Origin of the sequence: Microbacterium pygmaeum (assembly GCF_900100885.1) — a bacterium.
Taxonomy (GTDB): Bacteria; Actinomycetota; Actinomycetes; order Actinomycetales; family Microbacteriaceae; genus Microbacterium; species Microbacterium pygmaeum.
Window position 1 is genome coordinate 2,631,508 of sequence record NZ_LT629692.1, and the last position, 14,690, is coordinate 2,646,197.

Below are 14,690 nucleotides of genomic sequence, written 5' to 3' on the forward strand. Positions count from 1 at the left end.
AGGAGCTGCGGGGTGGGCGATGCCGGACTCGAACCGACGACCTCTTCCGTGTGAAGGAAGCGCGCTACCAACTGCGCCAATCGCCCATGACCCTGTCGGGCCGGGTTCCGATGTTACCGGATGGCGGATGTTCCAGCGAACCGGCGCGGGCGTGACACGCGCGGGCCGTGTTGGTTTGGCGAGTCCGAAATCATCGGCTAAAGTCGTACGAGTGCCCGGGGCGATCCGGGAACGCGGATGTAGCGCAGTTGGTAGCGCACAACCTTGCCAAGGTTGGGGTCGCGAGTTCGAGTCTCGTCATCCGCTCGAGTGCAGAGTTCCTTTCCGGAGGAGTCCAGCACGTGGGGTCAATCCACACGGTGGCGTGGCCGAGCGGCTAGGCACCGGCCTGCAAAGCCGTTTACACGGGTTCGAATCCCGTCGCCACCTCGCCTGCATAACTGAATAGCCCGAACGGGCGCGATTGGCGCAGCGGTAGCGCGCTTCCCTGACACGGAAGAGGTCACTGGTTCGATCCCAGTATCGCGCACACTGAAACCCCCGGAATCCCGGGGGTTTTCTGCGTTTCCACGCACGTTGCGATCGCTCTGTCATCGTGCAATCCGATGACGCCCGCTCTCCGAACCCCCTGTGACGGATCAGGTCGACACCTCGGCGACCTCCGCAGACTCGAGAGTGATGTCGATGACGAATTCAGCAGCCACCACAGCGCGCACCGCCGGAGCATGGGTCGGCGAGCAGGCGATCCTCGTGATCGCTCTCGCGGTCGGCGCCGTGATGTACCGCCTGCCGATGCGTCGTCCGCACCCCCGCGCGCACTCGTGAGCACGCCGCACGCGCGCTGAATCGCATCACGGTCGCCAGAACGCGGGCGGTCCGGTCGATGCCCTGAGCGGGATGTAGCGCCGCCATGTGCCTGCGAAGGTCGCCAGCGCGTACCACCCGAGCCCCGCGATCAACCCCAGGCCGATGACGACCCCGGCGATCACCGCCCATCCGATCGATCCGCCGAGCGCAGCGACCACGGCGCCGGTGAAGAAGCCGAAGACGCAGGCGTCGACCACGAACAGCAGCATCACCGAACTGCCGATGAAGACGCTGCTGCCCCGGCGGCGCAGGAACGAGTAGGTGCGCATCATGCCCTCTTCGTCATCGGTGACGGATGCCAGGAAGTAGCGCTCGATCGCCGGGTCGAGGTCGACGTAGGCGCCGCGCAGCCGGTTCATCGCGACGACGTACATCATGTCCTCCTCGCCGACATTCATCACCCGGACGACGGTCATGAAGCCGATCAGGCACAGGAACGCGAGGATCCCGAGGACGGCCGGGGTGAACCAGTCGCGGAATCCCGATGCCTGGCCGAGAAGGCCGATCGTGACGAGTCCCGCCGAGACGAGGGTGAGGAAGATCGTGATGCGGGTCAGCACCTCGCTCTGCGCTGTGCTGCGGGCAGCCAGCAGCCCCCAATGCTCGGTCGCGAGGATCTGCGCGCGCCGGGCGAGGACGGCATCGGTGGCGGACGGATCACCGGACAGCGGCTGATCCGCCGGCTCCGGTGGGACAGGAGGCGACGCCTCGATCATGTGCGACATTGTCCACCCGTTCGCGCGGGCCCGACAGAGGCCGGACGTCTCAACGGTCGGAAGTCGACCCATCGCCGTGGCCGCGGACCGCCAGCACACGACCGACCGTCTTCTCGCCGGTCAGGACCACGGCACACAACACCGCGATCGACCCGGGGATGAAGACGAGGAGGTCATCGATCTGCTCCCACGCTGCGGGGCTCCACAGTGCGATCCACGTCAGCACCAGTGCCAGCGCCGTCATCGCCTCGCCGACCAGGCTGACACCGACGAAGAACAGGGCGCGTCCACGGTGCTGGCGGGCCGAGCGCCTGGACACGTGGAAATCGATCCCGAACGCGATCAGCAGCACGGCGAACACCGACAGCAGCATGCCGAGGTCGGCGGCGGAGAGTTCTCGCATGCGCCCACTATGCCCGAGCCGTCGCGCAGTAGCGTGATACGCATGGGGGACAAGCGCACGAGGGAGCTCACCGCGGCTGTCCGAGCAGGACTCCGGGCCCGGGCTGACGACGCGCGTGCTCCCGGTCAGCAGGCGTACATGAAGTCCGAGATGCCCTTCTTGGGCGTGCCGGTTCCGCAGGCCCGCCGGATCGCCCGGACGGCGGCGAGCACCACGACGGAAGCCGCCATCCTGCGCGCCGCCGCGCGCAAGCTCTGGGACGCAGCCGAGTACCGCGAGGAGCGGTACGCGGCGATGGCGCTCCTGGGGCTGGCGCCGGCATCCGCCGATCCGGACGCGGTCGGGCTCATCGTGCACATGGTCCGCACGGGGCAGTGGTGGGACTACACCGATGAGCTGGCGCATCGCATGGCCGACCTGCACGATCGATTTCCGGCCGAGGCCGCCGCGATCGTGCGCGTATGGAGTGCGGACGACGATCTCTGGGTGCGGCGGATAGCGATCCTGTCCCAGCTCGGCCGTCGCGACCGCGTGGACGCCGCGCTCCTCGCGGAGCTGATCGAGCCCAGCATCGCGGACCCGGAGTTCTTCCTGCGCAAGGCGATCGGCTGGGCACTGCGCGAATATGCACGGGTGGATCCCGACTGGGTGCTCGCCTACGCCGACAGTCATCCGCTGAGTCCCCTGAGCCGCCGCGAGGCCCTCAAGCACCTGTGACCGGGCGCATCCGGCTCAGCGCATCGCGAGCGGCAGAACCGCCAGGCCCACCGTGGCGGGAGCGGCGATCACACCCAGCAGCATGGAGCGCCGCCACGGCACCTCGACACCGACCGACACGAGCCTCTGGTGCCACAGCAGCGTCGCCAGGGACGCCCACGGCGTGATCAGCGACCCGGCGTTCACGCCGATCAGCAGCGCTGCCAGGCGCAGGGGAGTCTCGGCGGTCGGTTCCAGAGCGAGATAGGCGGGGAGGTTGTCGATCGCGTTCGCGCCGACCATGCCCGCCGCGGCGAGCTGCCAGAGGGAGATCAGGTCCTCGCCGCGGCCGGCCACCACGTCGAGGATCGCGCCGGAGCCGAGCGCTTGGACGGCTCCGACCGCGAGGAAGAGCCCGGACGCGAACACCAGCAGCTGCCAGGGCACGAGCGCGAACCGAAGGGTGCGCGGCGACCGCCAGACGAAGAATCCGCCCAGCACGACGGATGCGACCACGGCGGGGATCCACACGGCGACGCCCGACACCAGGAGCGGCAGGAGCGCGAGGACGATCACCGACGCCGCGACCAGCAGGACTCGATCCTCGACCCGCGGGGGCGGCGCCGCCTCGTAGCGACCGCGCAGGGCGCGTCTGTGCACGAGCCCGAGGATCCCGACGGGAACGAGGATCGCGACGAGCGCGGAGGGCCCGAGCAGGGCGACGAAGAACGCCGTGTCGGCACCGCCGAGCCGATGCACCGCGAGCAGATTGGTCAGATTCGACACCGGCAGCACGAGCGAGGCCGTGTTGGCCAGCCAGACGGTGGTGAAGGCGAACGGCAGCGGGTCGAGGCGATGGGCCCGAGCGACGACGACCACGACGGGGGTCAGCAGGACGGCGGTCGTATCCAGCGACAGGAACGCCGTGGCGAGGACGGCCAGCAGGACCACCAGCAGCCACAGCGACCACGTCCGTCCCCGACCGAAGCGGGCGAGGGCGGATGCTGCGACGTCGAACACGCCGGCCGTGGATGCCAGCTCGGCGGTGATCGTGACCGCGACGACGAACAGCAGGATGGGCCAGACGCGCTCGATGATCCCCGCGGCCTCTGCGACGGGCAGCGCGCCGGTGGTGACCGCGACGCCCCCGGCGACGAGCAGGACCACGCCGATGACCGCGAGCTTCACAGCATCCATCATCGTGCGCCGCCCACCGGGGCGTTGCGAGGCGCAGCCTCCACGCGGCGAGCGCCGACCGCGAACTAGACTGGCGGCATGGAACCACGCCTGCCGTCGACCGCGACCGCCGTCGCGGTGACAGCCACGCGAACGCTCGGCGCCTGAGCGGGCAGGGTGCGCATGCGCCCGAAGCTGAGCAGCCTCCCATCCGAGCCATCTTCTGGAGAGTTCCTTGACTGACGTCACCCTCCCGTCGGACGCGTCCTACCCCGCCGACGGTTTCCGCCTCTTCCCCGACCGCAGCGTCGTCGCCCTCCGTGTGAACGGCGAGCTGAAAGACCTCGCGACGACCGTCGATGAGTCCGATGTCGTCGAGCCGGTCACCATCGACAGCGACGACGGCCTGCAGATCCTGCGCCACTCCGCCGCACACGTGCTCGCCCAGGCCGTGCAGCGCATCAACCCGCAGGCCAACCTCGGCATCGGTCCGCCCATCACCGACGGCTTCTACTACGACTTCGCGGTGGAGGAGTCGTTCACCCCGGAGGACCTCAAGGCCATCGACAAGGAGATGCAGCGCATCATCCGCGAGGGTCAGCGGTTCGTCCGCCGCGTAGTGACAGACGAAGAGGCGCGGGCCGAGCTGGCAGCGGAGCCGTTCAAGCTCGAGCTCATCGGGCTGAAGGGCGGTTCGAAAGAAGCGGCGGAGGGCGCTTCCGTCGAGGTCGGCGCGGGAGAGCTCACGATCTACGACAACGTGAACCGTGACGGCGAGACGGTCTGGAAGGACCTCTGCCGCGGGCCGCACCTGCCGAGCACCCGGCTGATCGGCAACGGATGGGACCTCACCCGCATCGCCGCCGCGTACTGGCGGGGGAGTGAGAAGAATCCGCAGCTGCAGCGCATCTACGGCACCGCGTGGCCCTCGAAGGATGCGTTGCGCGCGTACCAGGAGCGCCTTGCCGAGGCGGCCAAACGCGACCACCGGCGTCTGGGCAAGGAGCTGGATCTGTTCTCGTTCCCGGAGGAGATCGGCTCCGGCCTGTCGGTCTGGCACCCGCGCGGCGGGATCGTGCGCCAGGAGATGGAGCAGCATGCGCTGCGCCGTCACCGCGCCGCCGGCTACACCTACGTGTACACCCCGCATATCACCAAGCGCGACCTGTTCATCGAGTCGAATCACCTCGTCACCTACGCCGAGGGCATGTTCCCGCCGATCCGCATGGACGAGGAGCGCGACGAGAGCGGCGAGATCACCAAGCAGGGCGTCGACTACTACCTCAAGCCGATGAACTGCCCGATGCACATCCTGATCTACCGCGAGCGCGCCCGCAGCTACCGCGATCTGCCGATGCGGCTGGCCGAGAACGGCACCGTCTACCGCAACGAGCTTTCCGGAGCCCTGCACGGACTCACCCGCGTGCGCGGGTTCACCCAGGACGACGCGCACCTGTTCGTGACCCCCGAGCAGCTGGAGGGCGAAGTCTCCGAGGTGTTGGAGTTCGTGCTGTCCCTGCTGCGCGACTTCGGGCTCAGCGACTTCGAGTTGGAACTGTCGATGCGCGACGACGAGAAGTCGAAGTGGATCGGCGACGAGGAGCACTGGGCCGAGGCGACCGATGCCCTGCGTCGAGTGGCGCTGGCCAGCGGACTGAAGCTCACCGAAGTGCCTGGTGAGGCCGCCTTCTACGGACCGAAGATCGATCTCAAGGTGAAGGACGCGATCGGCCGCACGTGGCAGCTGTCGACCGTGCAGCTGGATTTCAACCTGCCCGAACGGTTCGACCTGGAGTTCACCGATCGCGACGGCCAGAAGAAGCGCCCCGTCATGATCCACCGTGCCCTGATGGGTTCGATCGAGCGTTTCTTCGCCATCCTCCTGGAGCACTATGCCGGCGACTTCCCGGTGTGGCTCTCGCCGGTGCAGGTCGTGGGTGTGCCGGTGGCGGAGCAGTACGGCGACTACCTCGACGAGGTCATCCAGGCGCTGCGCGCCGAGGAGGTGCGCGCCGAGGTCGATCACTCGGACGAGCGCATGCAGAAGAAGATCCGCACCCATACGACCGGCAAGGTGCCGCTCATCCTGATCGTGGGGGAGCAGGACCGCGCGGCCGGCACGGTCTCGTTCCGATTCCGTGACGGAAGCCAGGAGAACGGCGTGCCGATCGCGGACGCCGTGCGCCGCATCCGTTCCGCCATCGATTCGCATGCGCTGGTGAGCACGGCGGAGGACTTCGCGTGACGGATGCCGCGGACCGGCCGCTCGAGGACGCCGCGACCCTCCCGGGCGTGCCCGACGAGTTCCAGCGTCTGTGGACCCCGCACCGGATGGCGTACATCGCGGCAGGTCCGCAACCGCTGCGCGATGTCTGCCCGTTCTGCGCGGCGCCGGACAAGTCCGACGAAGACGGCCTGATCGTTGCGCGCGGTCGGAGCGCCTATGTGCTGCTGAACCTGTTCCCGTACAACTCCGGACACCTGCTGGTGTGCCCGTACCGCCACATCTCGACGTACGACGAAGCAACCGCGGAGGAGGTCGCCGAGATCGGCGCGCTCACCCAGACCGCGATGCGGGTGCTGCGCACGGTGTCGCGGTGCGACGGATTCAACATCGGCATGAACCAGGGCGCCATCGCCGGAGCCGGCGTCGACGGACACCTGCACCAGCACATCGTGCCGCGGTGGGCATCGGACGCGAACTTCTTCCCGATCATCGCCAAGACCAAGGCGCTGCCGCAGCTGCTGGGGGACGTCCGGATCGCGATCGCGGACGCCTGGCCCGCCTGAGTTCAGCGCACGCGCCGCGGGGCGAACTGCATGCGCGGTCGCGCGTAGGACTCCTGCGCCTCGACGAGCTGCAGTTCGCGCTCACCCGACTCGTAGGTGAGCTCCAGCAGGTCGTAGACGCTCGACACGGTGCGCGCCAGCGCATCGGCCGCGTCGCCGCTGGAGACGAAGTGGGCGGTGAACAGCGCCGCGGTCACGTCGCCGGACCCATTGGCCTTCATCGGCAGCAGGGGGGTCTGCACGATCCACGCGCCCTCACCTGTGACCACGAGCATCTCGATGGTGCCCGCTTCGCGATCCGGACGCTCGACGCTGGTCACCAGGACCGTGCTCGGTCCCATCGCACGCGCGGCGTCGGCCGAGGCGAGCGTGGATTCGAGCGTGTCCGGCTCGGTGCCGGTGAGATAGCCCAGCTCGAACTGGTTCGGTGTGATGATGTCGGCGGCGGGAATGACCCGATCCCGCAGCAGCACCGGGATCGCCGGCGCGACGAAGCATCCGGATTTCGCATTGCCCATCACCGGATCGCAGGCGTACACGGCGGCCGGATTCGCGGCCTTCACCTGCGCCACCGCCTCCAGGATCACCTGGGCGATCCCCTCGCCGCCCTGATAGCCGGAGAGCACCACGTCGATCTCGGGGAAGACGCCGCGCTCGCCGATGCCGGTGATCACGTCGCGCACGTCGTCCGGACTGATCATCGGGCCACGCCAGGCGCCGTAGCCGGTGTGGTTGGAGAAGTTGACCGTGTACACCGGCAGCACCTCCACGCCGATCCGCTGCAGCGGGAACACCGCTGCGGAGTTGCCGACATGGCCGTAGGCGACCGCGGACTGGATGGAGAGGATCTTCACCGCTCGATCATCCCACCTCGGCCCGCACGGGCCGGCCGCGCACAGCCCGCACCGCGGCTGCGATGTCGGCTGCGAGCTGCTCGGCCTCAGTATCGTCGAGATCGTGCACGGTCAGACGAAGCCGCCGAGCCGAAGACGCGTCCGAGAGCACGAACTCATCGCCGCTGCGCGCCAGCCACCCCCGACGCATGAGCTGCTGCGTCACCGCGCGCGCCGGCACGGGCAGCGCCACCCAGAGGTTCAACCCGTCACCAGCGCGCGTGGGGACGCCGTGCGCGGTGAGTCGGTCGGCGAAGGAGGCATTGCGCTCGGCGTAATGGGCGGATGCGCGGGCGATGCCCTCGGTCACCGCCGGGTCGGCCACCAGGGTGTGCGTCAGCCGCTGCAGCAGATGGCTCACCCACGTGGTGCCGGGTGTCAGCCGCGTCGCGAGGCGGTCGGCCGTGTCGGGATCGGATGCGGTGACCGCCAGGCACATGTCGGGTCCGAGGAACTTCGAGACCGACCGGATGAGCGCCCAGCGGCGGTGCTCCGGCCCGATCAGGGAGTGCAAGGGAGCGCGCGAGAGCATCGAGAAGTGGTCGTCTTCGATGACCAGCACGTACGGATGCTCGCGCAGCAGGTCGCGGAGGGCTTCGGCGCGATCCGCGGACAGGCTCGCCCCCGTGGGGTTCTGCGCGCGCGGCGTGCACAGGACGGCCCGCACCCCCTGCTGGAGCGCGGCTCTGAGCCCGTCGACGGTCATCCCCTGATCGTCGACCGGGACCGGCACCGGCCGGTACCCGCCCAGACGCACCGTGTGGATGCTCGTCAGGAAGCACGGGTCTTCCAGCGCGACGGCGTCGCCACGGGTGAGGACATCCGCGAACAGGCGCTCGACCGCGTCTCCCGCGCCGCTGGTGATCGTGAGCCTAGCCGGTGCCGAGGGGGCGAGGTCCTCGCTCATCCACGCGGTCGCCCACCGCTCCAGCCCCGGATCGATCACAGGCTCGCCGTAGAGCACGGGGCGCCCGGCCATCGCGGTGAGTGCGGGGAGGAAACCCGGGATCAGATCGGGGTCGGGGTTTCCGGTCCCGACGTCGCGCAACACCGTGTCTGCCGCGAAGCCCTCCTGGGCGACCTCCGCGCGATCGAGGACCCGGGTGCCGCCGCGACCGCGGCTTTCCACCACCCCCGCACGCGCCAGTTCGCCGTAGGCGGCCACGACCGTGTTCCGATTCACGCCGAGCCGGTCGGCGAGGGCGCGCACGGAGGGCAGGGATCCGCCCGGCGGCAGCATCCCGCGCTCGACGAGCGTTCGCAGACTGCTCGCGATCTCCGCCGCGGAGCGACCGCTGATCTCCAGCTCCATGCCTGACGCTCCCGCCCTCGAGCCTATGGTGGTACATGCTAGCGTTTGGCCTAGGTCAAAAGACGTCGTTGGAAGGAAGCCTCTCGTGAGCACAGTGGACACCGGAACCGGTCGCGTCAAGCGCGGCCTGGCAGAGATGCTCAAGGGCGGCGTCATCATGGACGTCGTCACCGTCGAGCAGGCCAAGATCGCCGAGGACGCCGGCGCCGTCGCGGTGATGGCACTCGAGCGCGTCCCCGCAGACATCCGCGCGCAGGGCGGGGTGTCGCGCATGAGCGACCCCGACATGATCGACGGCATCATCGAGGCCGTCTCGATCCCGGTGATGGCCAAGGCCAGGATCGGGCACTTCGTCGAGGCGCAGGTGCTGCAGGAGCTCGGTGTCGACTACATCGACGAGTCCGAAGTGCTCTCACCCGCCGACTACGTCAACCACATCGACAAGTGGGGCTTCACCGTCCCCTTCGTCTGCGGCGCGACCAATCTCGGCGAGGCGCTCCGGCGCATCAACGAGGGCGCCGCGATGATCCGGTCCAAAGGCGAGGCCGGCACCGGAGATGTCTCTGAGGCCACCAAGCACATCCGCAAGATCTCCAGCGAGATCAACGTGCTGCGCTCGATGACCAAGGACGAGCTGTACGTCGCGGCCAAAGAGCTGCAGGCCCCCTACGACCTGGTCGCCGAGATCGCCGAGACCGGGAAGCTGCCGGTGGTGCTGTTCGTCGCAGGCGGCGTCGCCACTCCGGCCGATGCCGCGATGATGATGCAGCTCGGTGCCGACGGCGTGTTCGTGGGCTCGGGGATCTTCAAGTCCGGCAACCCGGCTGAGCGCGCCGCCGCGATCGTGAAGGCCACGACATTCTTCGACGACGCCGCCGTGATCGCCCAGGTCTCGCGCGGGCTCGGCGAGGCGATGGTCGGCATCAACGTGAGCGACCTGCCCGCCCCGCACCGCCTCGCCGAGCGTGGCTGGTAGCCCTCGGGTCGGAGTGCTCGCCCTGCAGGGCGACGTCCGCGAGCACGCCTCGGTGCTGCGCGACCTCGGTGCCGACGTCGTCCTCGTCCGACGCCCCGAGGAACTCGACCAGGTGGACGGCCTCGTCCTGCCGGGCGGAGAATCCAGCGTCATCGACAAACTCTCGCGCGCGTTCGGGATGCAGCGGCCGATCCGCGGCGCCATCGAGTCCGGCCTGCCCGTGTACGGCACCTGCGCCGGGCTGATCCTGCTCGCCGACCGGATCACCGACGGCATCGAAGGTCAGCAGACGTTCGGCGGCCTGGACGTGACGGTGCAGCGGAACGCCTTCGGCAGCCAGGTCGATTCGTTCGAGACCGATCTGCACGTGCCCGCCCTCGGCGCACCGCCCGTCCACGCGATCTTCATCCGGGCACCGCTCGTGCGTGATGTGGGCGAGGGTGTCGAGGCGCTCGCGAGCCTGGACGACGGGCGAGTCGTCGCGGTGCGCACCGCCCGGATGCTGGGCACGTCGTTCCACCCGGAGGTCACCGGCGAGCGCCGCTTCCACGAGTTGTTCCTCGACATGGTGCGCGCGGTCTGATTCCATGGCGCCATGACGACGTGGGTTGCGCTGCTTCGCGGCGTGAACGTGAACGGCATCACCGTTCGCTCCGCCGATCTGCGCGACCTCTTCGACCAGCTGGGATTCACGGACGTGCGCACGGTCCTGGCCAGCGGCAACGTGGTCTTCTCCAGTACCGCCGCCGCGCCTGCGCTCAAGACGAAGATCGAGAAGGCGCTGCGAGATCGGTTCGGCTACGACGCGTGGATCGTGCTGGTGACCAGGGCGGCGGTCGCTCAGGCGGTCGAGGCGTTCCCGTTCGACGCCGCGGATGCCTCGAGACAGCCCTACGTGGTGTTCGCATCCGACGAGGCGGTCCTCATCGAGATCCTCGCCGCGGCACCCGAACTCGATCCAGACGCGGATCCGGTGGCTCGCGGGACCGGCGTCGTGTACTGGCATCCGGTCAAGGGCACGACGGTCGACACGCCGTTCGGGCGGCTCCTGTCCAAGAAGACGTACCGGGAGTCCACGACCAACCGCAATCTGCGGACGCTCCAGAAGATCGTGAGCTGACATGGATGTGAGCGCGCCGCCGCTCCCCGCGTAAACTGGAGCGCATGTCCGGCCACTCCAAGTGGGCGACGACGAAGCACAAGAAGGCGGTCATCGACTCCCGCCGCGCCAAGTCGTTCGCCAAGCTCATCAAGAACATCGAAGTCGCGGCCAAGATCGGCGGCGCCGACCTCTCGGGGAACCCGACCCTGGTCGATGCCATCCAGAAGGCCAAGAAGACCTCGGTCCCCAACGACAACATCGACCGTGCGGTCAAGCGCGGCGCGGGACTCACAGGCGAGTCCGTCGATTACCAGACGATCATGTACGAGGGCTACGGCCCGAACGGCGTCGCCCTGCTGATCGAGTGCCTCACCGACAACAAGAACCGCGCCGCAGCCGAGGTGCGAACGGCCATGACGCGCAACGGCGGCACGATGGCCGACCCGGGCAGCGTCTCGTACAACTTCCATCGCAAGGGCGTGATCGTCGTCTCGGGCGAGAGCGCATCAGAGGATGACGTGATGCTCGCCGTCCTCGAAGCCGGTGCCGAGGAGATCGAGCCGCACGGCGACGGCTTCGGCGTGATCACCGAGGCCAGCGACCTCGTCTCGGTCCGCTCGGCGCTGCAGGATGCCGGCATCGACTACGAGTCGGCCGATGTCGAGTTCGTCCCGGGGCTCAAGGTCGAAGTCGACGCGGACACCGCGCGCAAGGTCTTCCGGCTGATCGACGCGCTCGAGGACAGCGACGACGTGCAGAACGTCTACAGCAACTTCGACCTGACCGCCGAGGTCCAGGCCGAGCTCGAGGAGAACGAGGACTGACGCGAGCTCGTCGCCGGTGTCGCCCGCGAGGGCGCGCCGCACGCTCTCGCGGCGGCGGTGACGCCTACCGTGGGGGAGTGGCAGCTGCGTTGCGCGTTCTCGGAATCGACCCCGGCCTGACCCGGTGCGGCGTCGGCGTCGTGGACGTCGCGTCCAACCGATCGGCCACGCTCGTGCACGTCGGCGTGATCCGCTCCGATCCGGGCGAGCCCATCGAACGTCGTCTGGCCACGATCGCGGCCGGCATCCGTGCCGTGATCGACGAGCACGAGCCCAGCGTCGTCGCGGTCGAGCGGGTCTTCTCCCAGCACAACCGGCAGTCGGTCATGGGCACTGCGCAGGCCAGCGGCATCGCGCTGCTGATCGCGGGCGAGCGCGGGCTGGCGGCCAGCACGCACACGCCCACCGAGGTCAAGGCGGCGGTCACCGGCTACGGCGCCGCCGACAAGCGACAGGTGCAGACGATGGTCGCGCGCATCCTGCGCCTCGACGCGCTTCCACAACCCGCCGATGCGGCCGACGCGCTCGCGCTGGCCCTCTGCCACGCCTGGCGCGGGGGAGCCGCGGTATCGCCGGCCGCTGGTGCCCTGACCCCGGCGCAGCGCGCCTGGGCCGATGCGGAGCGCCTCGCCCGCCGATAGGCGCCTGCAGTGCGCCCGCCGGAGCGTGTCGATCGAACAAAACTGCGAACGCAGTTCTAGGCTCGGCTCATGATCTCTTCACTGCGCGGTCGCGCACTGCATGTCGACGGCGATCAGATCGTGGTCGAGGTCGGCGGTGTCGGGCTCGCCGTCGCGGTCGCACCGCACCTCGCCGCAGCGACCGACCCCGACGAGCAGGTCTTCCTGCACACGCACCTCATCGTCCGCGAGGACGCCCTGTCGCTGTTCGGGTTCGAGACCAGAGAGGAGCTGGTGGTGTTCACCCAGCTCCTCGGCGTCACCGGCGTCGGACCCAAATCCGCCCTGGGTGTGCTCTCCTCACTCGGCGTCTCCCAGATCGCCCAGGCCGTCGCCGCCGACGATGACGCGCCGTTCCGCCGCGTGAGCGGCATCGGGCCGAAGACCGCGAAGCTGATCGTCGTGCAGCTCACCGGCAAACTGGCGCCCCCCGCTTCGCCCGGGAGACCGCGCGCCGGTGTCGCGCCGGACGTGGCCACCCAGGTCGCACAGGCCCTCGTCGGCCTCGGATGGAACGACCGTGCAGCGACCGAGGCCGTGGCATCCGTGCTCGAAGACGCATCCGACGCAGACCGTTCCTCCGTCCCCTCGCTGCTGCGGCTGACGCTGGCAGCGCTCGGACCTGCTCGCAAGGAGCATGCCGGTGGATGAGATCCGGGACGCCGACGAACCGGTCGACGACACCGAACTCGCGATCGAGGGCGCCCTGCGCCCCACCTCGCTCGCGGAGTTCGTCGGCCAGCAGAAGGTCCGCGGCCAACTGCAGCTGCTGCTGGATGCCGCGCGGATCCAGCAGCGGCCGGCAGATCACATCCTGCTCTCCGGCCCGCCGGGCCTGGGCAAGACCACGCTGGCGATGATCGTCGCCCACGAGAGCGGCCGCCCGCTGCGTCTGTCCAGCGGTCCCGCGATCCAGCACGCCGGCGACCTGGCCGCCCTCCTGTCGAGCCTGACCTCCGGTGAAGTGCTGTTCATCGACGAGGTGCACCGGATGGCGCGCTCGGCCGAGGAGATGCTCTACCTCGCGATGGAGGACTTCCGCATCGACATCATGGTCGGCAAGGGCGCGGGCGCCACGAGCATCCCGCTGGATCTCGCCCCGTTCACCCTGGTGGGCGCGACCACCCGCTCGGGGCTGCTGCCCAACCCGCTCCGCGACCGGTTCGGCTTCACGGCGCACCTCGAGTACTACGAACCCGAGGAGCTGGAACGCGTCATCGAGCGCTCGGCGATCATGCTCGGCGTCGACCTGCCCCGGCCGTCCCGGGCGGAGATCGCGCGCCGCTCACGAGGCACCCCGCGCATCGCCAATCGTCTCCTACGCCGAGTGCGCGATTTCATCATCGTGCGCGGCGGCGACGGCGACACCGCAACGGTGGATGCCGCGCTGGACCTGTACGATGTCGACTCGATCGGCTTGGACCGCCTCGACCGCGCCGTCCTGGATGCACTGGTCCGCAGATTCCGCGGGGGACCGGTCGGGCTGAGCACACTCGCCGTCGCCGTCGGCGAGGAGCCCGAGACCATCGAATCGGTCGTCGAGCCCTATCTGGTGCGGATCGGATTCATGGGCCGGACCCCGCGAGGTCGCATCGCGATGCCCGAGGCATACGCGCATCTGGGCGTCGCCCACGCCGAGTCGGCGCTCAGATTCGATGACCTATAATCGCTGAAGGCTCTCGCCTCACTCCCTCTTGCACGGCAGCGTCGCCACGACGTGCCACATCTGAAAGGTGATCTCACCTCCATGGACTTCGCGTCGTTCTTCGCCAACTACGGCCTCATCATCCTGCTCGTCGTGCTGCTGATCTTCATGTTCTGGAGCTCGCGCCGTCGCATGCAGAAGCAGAAGGCGGAGCAGGAGTCGAAGGCCCGACAGACCATCCCCGGCGCGGAGGTCCTGATGCAGGGGGGCCTGTACGGCACCATCGTTGAGTTCGACCCGGACAACCTCGACCAGCCGGCCGTCGTCGAGATCGCTCCGGGCGTGGAGATCCGCGTGCACAGCCAGGCGATCCTGCGGGTCGTCAACCCGACCGAGGGGACCGTCACCGAAGACGAGTTCATCGAGGCCGAGGAGAGCCACGAAGAGTACGTCGAGGGCGTGGCCGGCGGGTACATCTCCTCCATCAGCGACGACCACGCTCGTGCGGAAGAGCAGAAGAAGTCGGCGACCGAACCCGACTCCGACACCGGCTCAAAGCCCCAGGCCTGAACCGCCCGCCCTCTCCGGGCGTTCCAGAAAGCTGACCCCT

The 14,690-nt window shown here is 68.9% G+C and carries 17 protein-coding genes and 4 tRNA genes; 15 read left to right on the plus strand and 6 right to left on the minus strand.

Annotated elements, in window-relative coordinates; genetic code table 11:
- Positions 1 to 13 precede the first annotated feature (13 nt).
- A tRNA-Val gene (locus BLT19_RS12595) sits at positions 14 to 86 on the minus strand.
- 147 nt (positions 87 to 233) lie between these two features.
- Between BLT19_RS12595 and BLT19_RS12600 the strand changes: the two genes are divergently transcribed.
- The 4 genes from BLT19_RS12600 (at position 234) to BLT19_RS12615 (ending at position 825) form a co-directional block, all read left to right on the plus strand.
- A tRNA-Gly gene (locus BLT19_RS12600) sits at positions 234 to 306 on the plus strand.
- Between the two features lie 52 nt (positions 307 to 358).
- A tRNA-Cys gene (locus BLT19_RS12605) sits at positions 359 to 429 on the plus strand.
- 28 nt (positions 430 to 457) lie between these two features.
- Positions 458 to 529, plus strand: a tRNA-Val gene (locus BLT19_RS12610).
- Between the two features lie 155 nt (positions 530 to 684).
- Entirely contained in the window at positions 685 to 825 is a 141-nt protein-coding gene (locus tag BLT19_RS12615; RefSeq protein WP_157681861.1) for a hypothetical protein, read from the plus strand.
- A 26-nt stretch (positions 826 to 851) separates the two neighbouring features.
- Here the strand turns inward: BLT19_RS12615 and BLT19_RS12620 are convergent, their stop codons facing one another.
- Positions 852 to 1,583, minus strand: a complete 732-nt coding sequence (locus BLT19_RS12620) for a hypothetical protein (protein ID WP_157681862.1) — start codon at positions 1,581 to 1,583, stop codon at positions 852 to 854.
- 49 nt (positions 1,584 to 1,632) lie between these two features.
- The gene (locus BLT19_RS12625) at positions 1,633 to 1,986 is read right to left on the minus strand and encodes a hypothetical protein (protein ID WP_197672953.1); all 354 of its coding nucleotides are present in this window, start codon (positions 1,984 to 1,986) and stop codon (positions 1,633 to 1,635) included.
- Between the two features lie 42 nt (positions 1,987 to 2,028).
- On the opposite strand from BLT19_RS12625, the gene BLT19_RS12630 reads away from it, so the two are divergent.
- Positions 2,029 to 2,703 carry a DNA alkylation repair protein gene (locus BLT19_RS12630; protein WP_091490837.1) on the plus strand — a complete coding sequence of 225 codons (675 nt, stop codon included), beginning with the start codon at positions 2,029 to 2,031 and terminating at the stop codon, positions 2,701 to 2,703.
- A gap of 15 nt (positions 2,704 to 2,718) precedes the next feature.
- Here BLT19_RS12630 and BLT19_RS12635 read toward each other — a convergent pair whose 3' ends face one another.
- Positions 2,719 to 3,882 carry an SLC13 family permease gene (locus tag BLT19_RS12635; RefSeq protein ID WP_091490839.1) on the minus strand — a complete coding sequence of 388 codons (1,164 nt, stop codon included), beginning with the start codon at positions 3,880 to 3,882 and terminating at the stop codon, positions 2,719 to 2,721.
- Positions 3,883 to 4,093: 211 nt separating this feature from the next.
- Between BLT19_RS12635 and thrS the strand changes: the two genes are divergently transcribed.
- Together thrS and BLT19_RS12645 are read left to right on the plus strand one after the other, a co-directional pair.
- Entirely contained in the window at positions 4,094 to 6,103 is a 2,010-nt protein-coding gene (thrS, locus tag BLT19_RS12640; RefSeq protein WP_091490841.1) for a threonine--tRNA ligase, read from the plus strand.
- On the plus strand, positions 6,100 to 6,648 hold the full coding sequence (locus BLT19_RS12645; protein WP_091490844.1) for an HIT family protein: 549 nt from the start codon (positions 6,100 to 6,102) through the stop codon (positions 6,646 to 6,648). Before thrS ends, BLT19_RS12645 begins: the two co-directional genes overlap by 4 nt.
- A 2-nt stretch (positions 6,649 to 6,650) precedes the next feature.
- On the opposite strand, the gene pdxY is transcribed toward BLT19_RS12645, so the two are convergent.
- Both pdxY and BLT19_RS12655 read right to left on the minus strand, forming a co-directional pair.
- A complete protein-coding gene (gene pdxY, locus BLT19_RS12650; RefSeq protein WP_091490846.1) occupies positions 6,651 to 7,502 on the minus strand; it encodes a pyridoxal kinase PdxY in 852 nt (283 codons plus the stop codon).
- 7 nt (positions 7,503 to 7,509) lie between these two features.
- Positions 7,510 to 8,853: an aminotransferase class I/II-fold pyridoxal phosphate-dependent enzyme gene (locus BLT19_RS12655; protein ID WP_091490848.1), complete on the minus strand. Its 1,344-nt coding sequence runs from the start codon at positions 8,851 to 8,853 to the stop codon at positions 7,510 to 7,512.
- Between the two features lie 85 nt (positions 8,854 to 8,938).
- Between BLT19_RS12655 and pdxS the strand changes: the two genes are divergently transcribed.
- The 8 genes from pdxS to BLT19_RS12695 all read left to right on the plus strand — a co-directional run bounded on the left by pdxS (position 8,939) and on the right by BLT19_RS12695 (position 14,650).
- A complete protein-coding gene (pdxS, locus tag BLT19_RS12660; protein ID WP_091490850.1) occupies positions 8,939 to 9,829 on the plus strand; it encodes a pyridoxal 5'-phosphate synthase lyase subunit PdxS in 891 nt (296 codons plus the stop codon).
- The gene (pdxT, locus tag BLT19_RS12665; protein ID WP_091490852.1) at positions 9,819 to 10,412 is read left to right on the plus strand and encodes a pyridoxal 5'-phosphate synthase glutaminase subunit PdxT; all 594 of its coding nucleotides are present in this window, start codon (positions 9,819 to 9,821) and stop codon (positions 10,410 to 10,412) included. Before pdxS ends, pdxT begins: the two co-directional genes overlap by 11 nt.
- 12 nt (positions 10,413 to 10,424) lie before the next feature.
- Entirely contained in the window at positions 10,425 to 10,949 is a 525-nt protein-coding gene (locus tag BLT19_RS12670) for a DUF1697 domain-containing protein (protein ID WP_091490854.1), read from the plus strand.
- Between the two features lie 44 nt (positions 10,950 to 10,993).
- Positions 10,994 to 11,755, plus strand: a complete 762-nt coding sequence (locus BLT19_RS12675; RefSeq protein ID WP_091490856.1) for a YebC/PmpR family DNA-binding transcriptional regulator — start codon at positions 10,994 to 10,996, stop codon at positions 11,753 to 11,755.
- A gap of 77 nt (positions 11,756 to 11,832) precedes the next feature.
- Positions 11,833 to 12,396: a crossover junction endodeoxyribonuclease RuvC gene (ruvC, locus tag BLT19_RS12680; protein ID WP_091490859.1), complete on the plus strand. Its 564-nt coding sequence runs from the start codon at positions 11,833 to 11,835 to the stop codon at positions 12,394 to 12,396.
- A 69-nt stretch (positions 12,397 to 12,465) separates the two neighbouring features.
- Positions 12,466 to 13,086: a Holliday junction branch migration protein RuvA gene (gene ruvA / locus BLT19_RS12685; protein WP_091490861.1), complete on the plus strand. Its 621-nt coding sequence runs from the start codon at positions 12,466 to 12,468 to the stop codon at positions 13,084 to 13,086.
- Complete coding sequence (ruvB, locus tag BLT19_RS12690; RefSeq protein ID WP_091490862.1) at positions 13,073 to 14,101, plus strand: Holliday junction branch migration DNA helicase RuvB; 1,029 nt, start codon at positions 13,073 to 13,075, stop codon at positions 14,099 to 14,101. The genes ruvA and ruvB overlap by 14 nt, the downstream gene beginning before the upstream one ends.
- A gap of 51 nt (positions 14,102 to 14,152) precedes the next feature.
- Positions 14,153 to 14,650, plus strand: coding sequence for a preprotein translocase subunit YajC (locus BLT19_RS12695; protein WP_331710692.1), 498 nt, complete (start codon positions 14,153 to 14,155; stop codon positions 14,648 to 14,650).
- The last annotated feature ends 40 nt before the right edge of the window (positions 14,651 to 14,690 follow it).

Excerpts from the sequence above, each read along its gene's own strand:
- BLT19_RS12675 (WP_091490856.1), top strand. The coding sequence starts at position 10,994 with ATGTCCGGCCACTCCAAGTGGGCGACGACGAAGCACAAGAAGGCGGTC.
- BLT19_RS12625 (WP_197672953.1), bottom strand. The coding sequence starts at position 1,986 with ATGCGAGAACTCTCCGCCGCCGACCTCGGCATGCTGCTGTCGGTGTTC.
- BLT19_RS12655 (WP_091490848.1), bottom strand. The coding sequence starts at position 8,853 with ATGGAGCTGGAGATCAGCGGTCGCTCCGCGGCGGAGATCGCGAGCAGT.
- BLT19_RS12620 (WP_157681862.1), bottom strand. The coding sequence starts at position 1,583 with ATGATCGAGGCGTCGCCTCCTGTCCCACCGGAGCCGGCGGATCAGCCG.
- ruvB (WP_091490862.1), top strand. The coding sequence starts at position 13,073 with ATGCCGGTGGATGAGATCCGGGACGCCGACGAACCGGTCGACGACACC.
- BLT19_RS12615 (WP_157681861.1), top strand. The coding sequence starts at position 685 with ATGACGAATTCAGCAGCCACCACAGCGCGCACCGCCGGAGCATGGGTC.
- BLT19_RS12630 (WP_091490837.1), top strand. The coding sequence starts at position 2,029 with ATGGGGGACAAGCGCACGAGGGAGCTCACCGCGGCTGTCCGAGCAGGA.
- BLT19_RS12670 (WP_091490854.1), top strand. The coding sequence starts at position 10,425 with ATGACGACGTGGGTTGCGCTGCTTCGCGGCGTGAACGTGAACGGCATC.
- ruvA (WP_091490861.1), top strand. The coding sequence starts at position 12,466 with ATGATCTCTTCACTGCGCGGTCGCGCACTGCATGTCGACGGCGATCAG.
- BLT19_RS12635 (WP_091490839.1), bottom strand. The coding sequence starts at position 3,882 with ATGATGGATGCTGTGAAGCTCGCGGTCATCGGCGTGGTCCTGCTCGTC.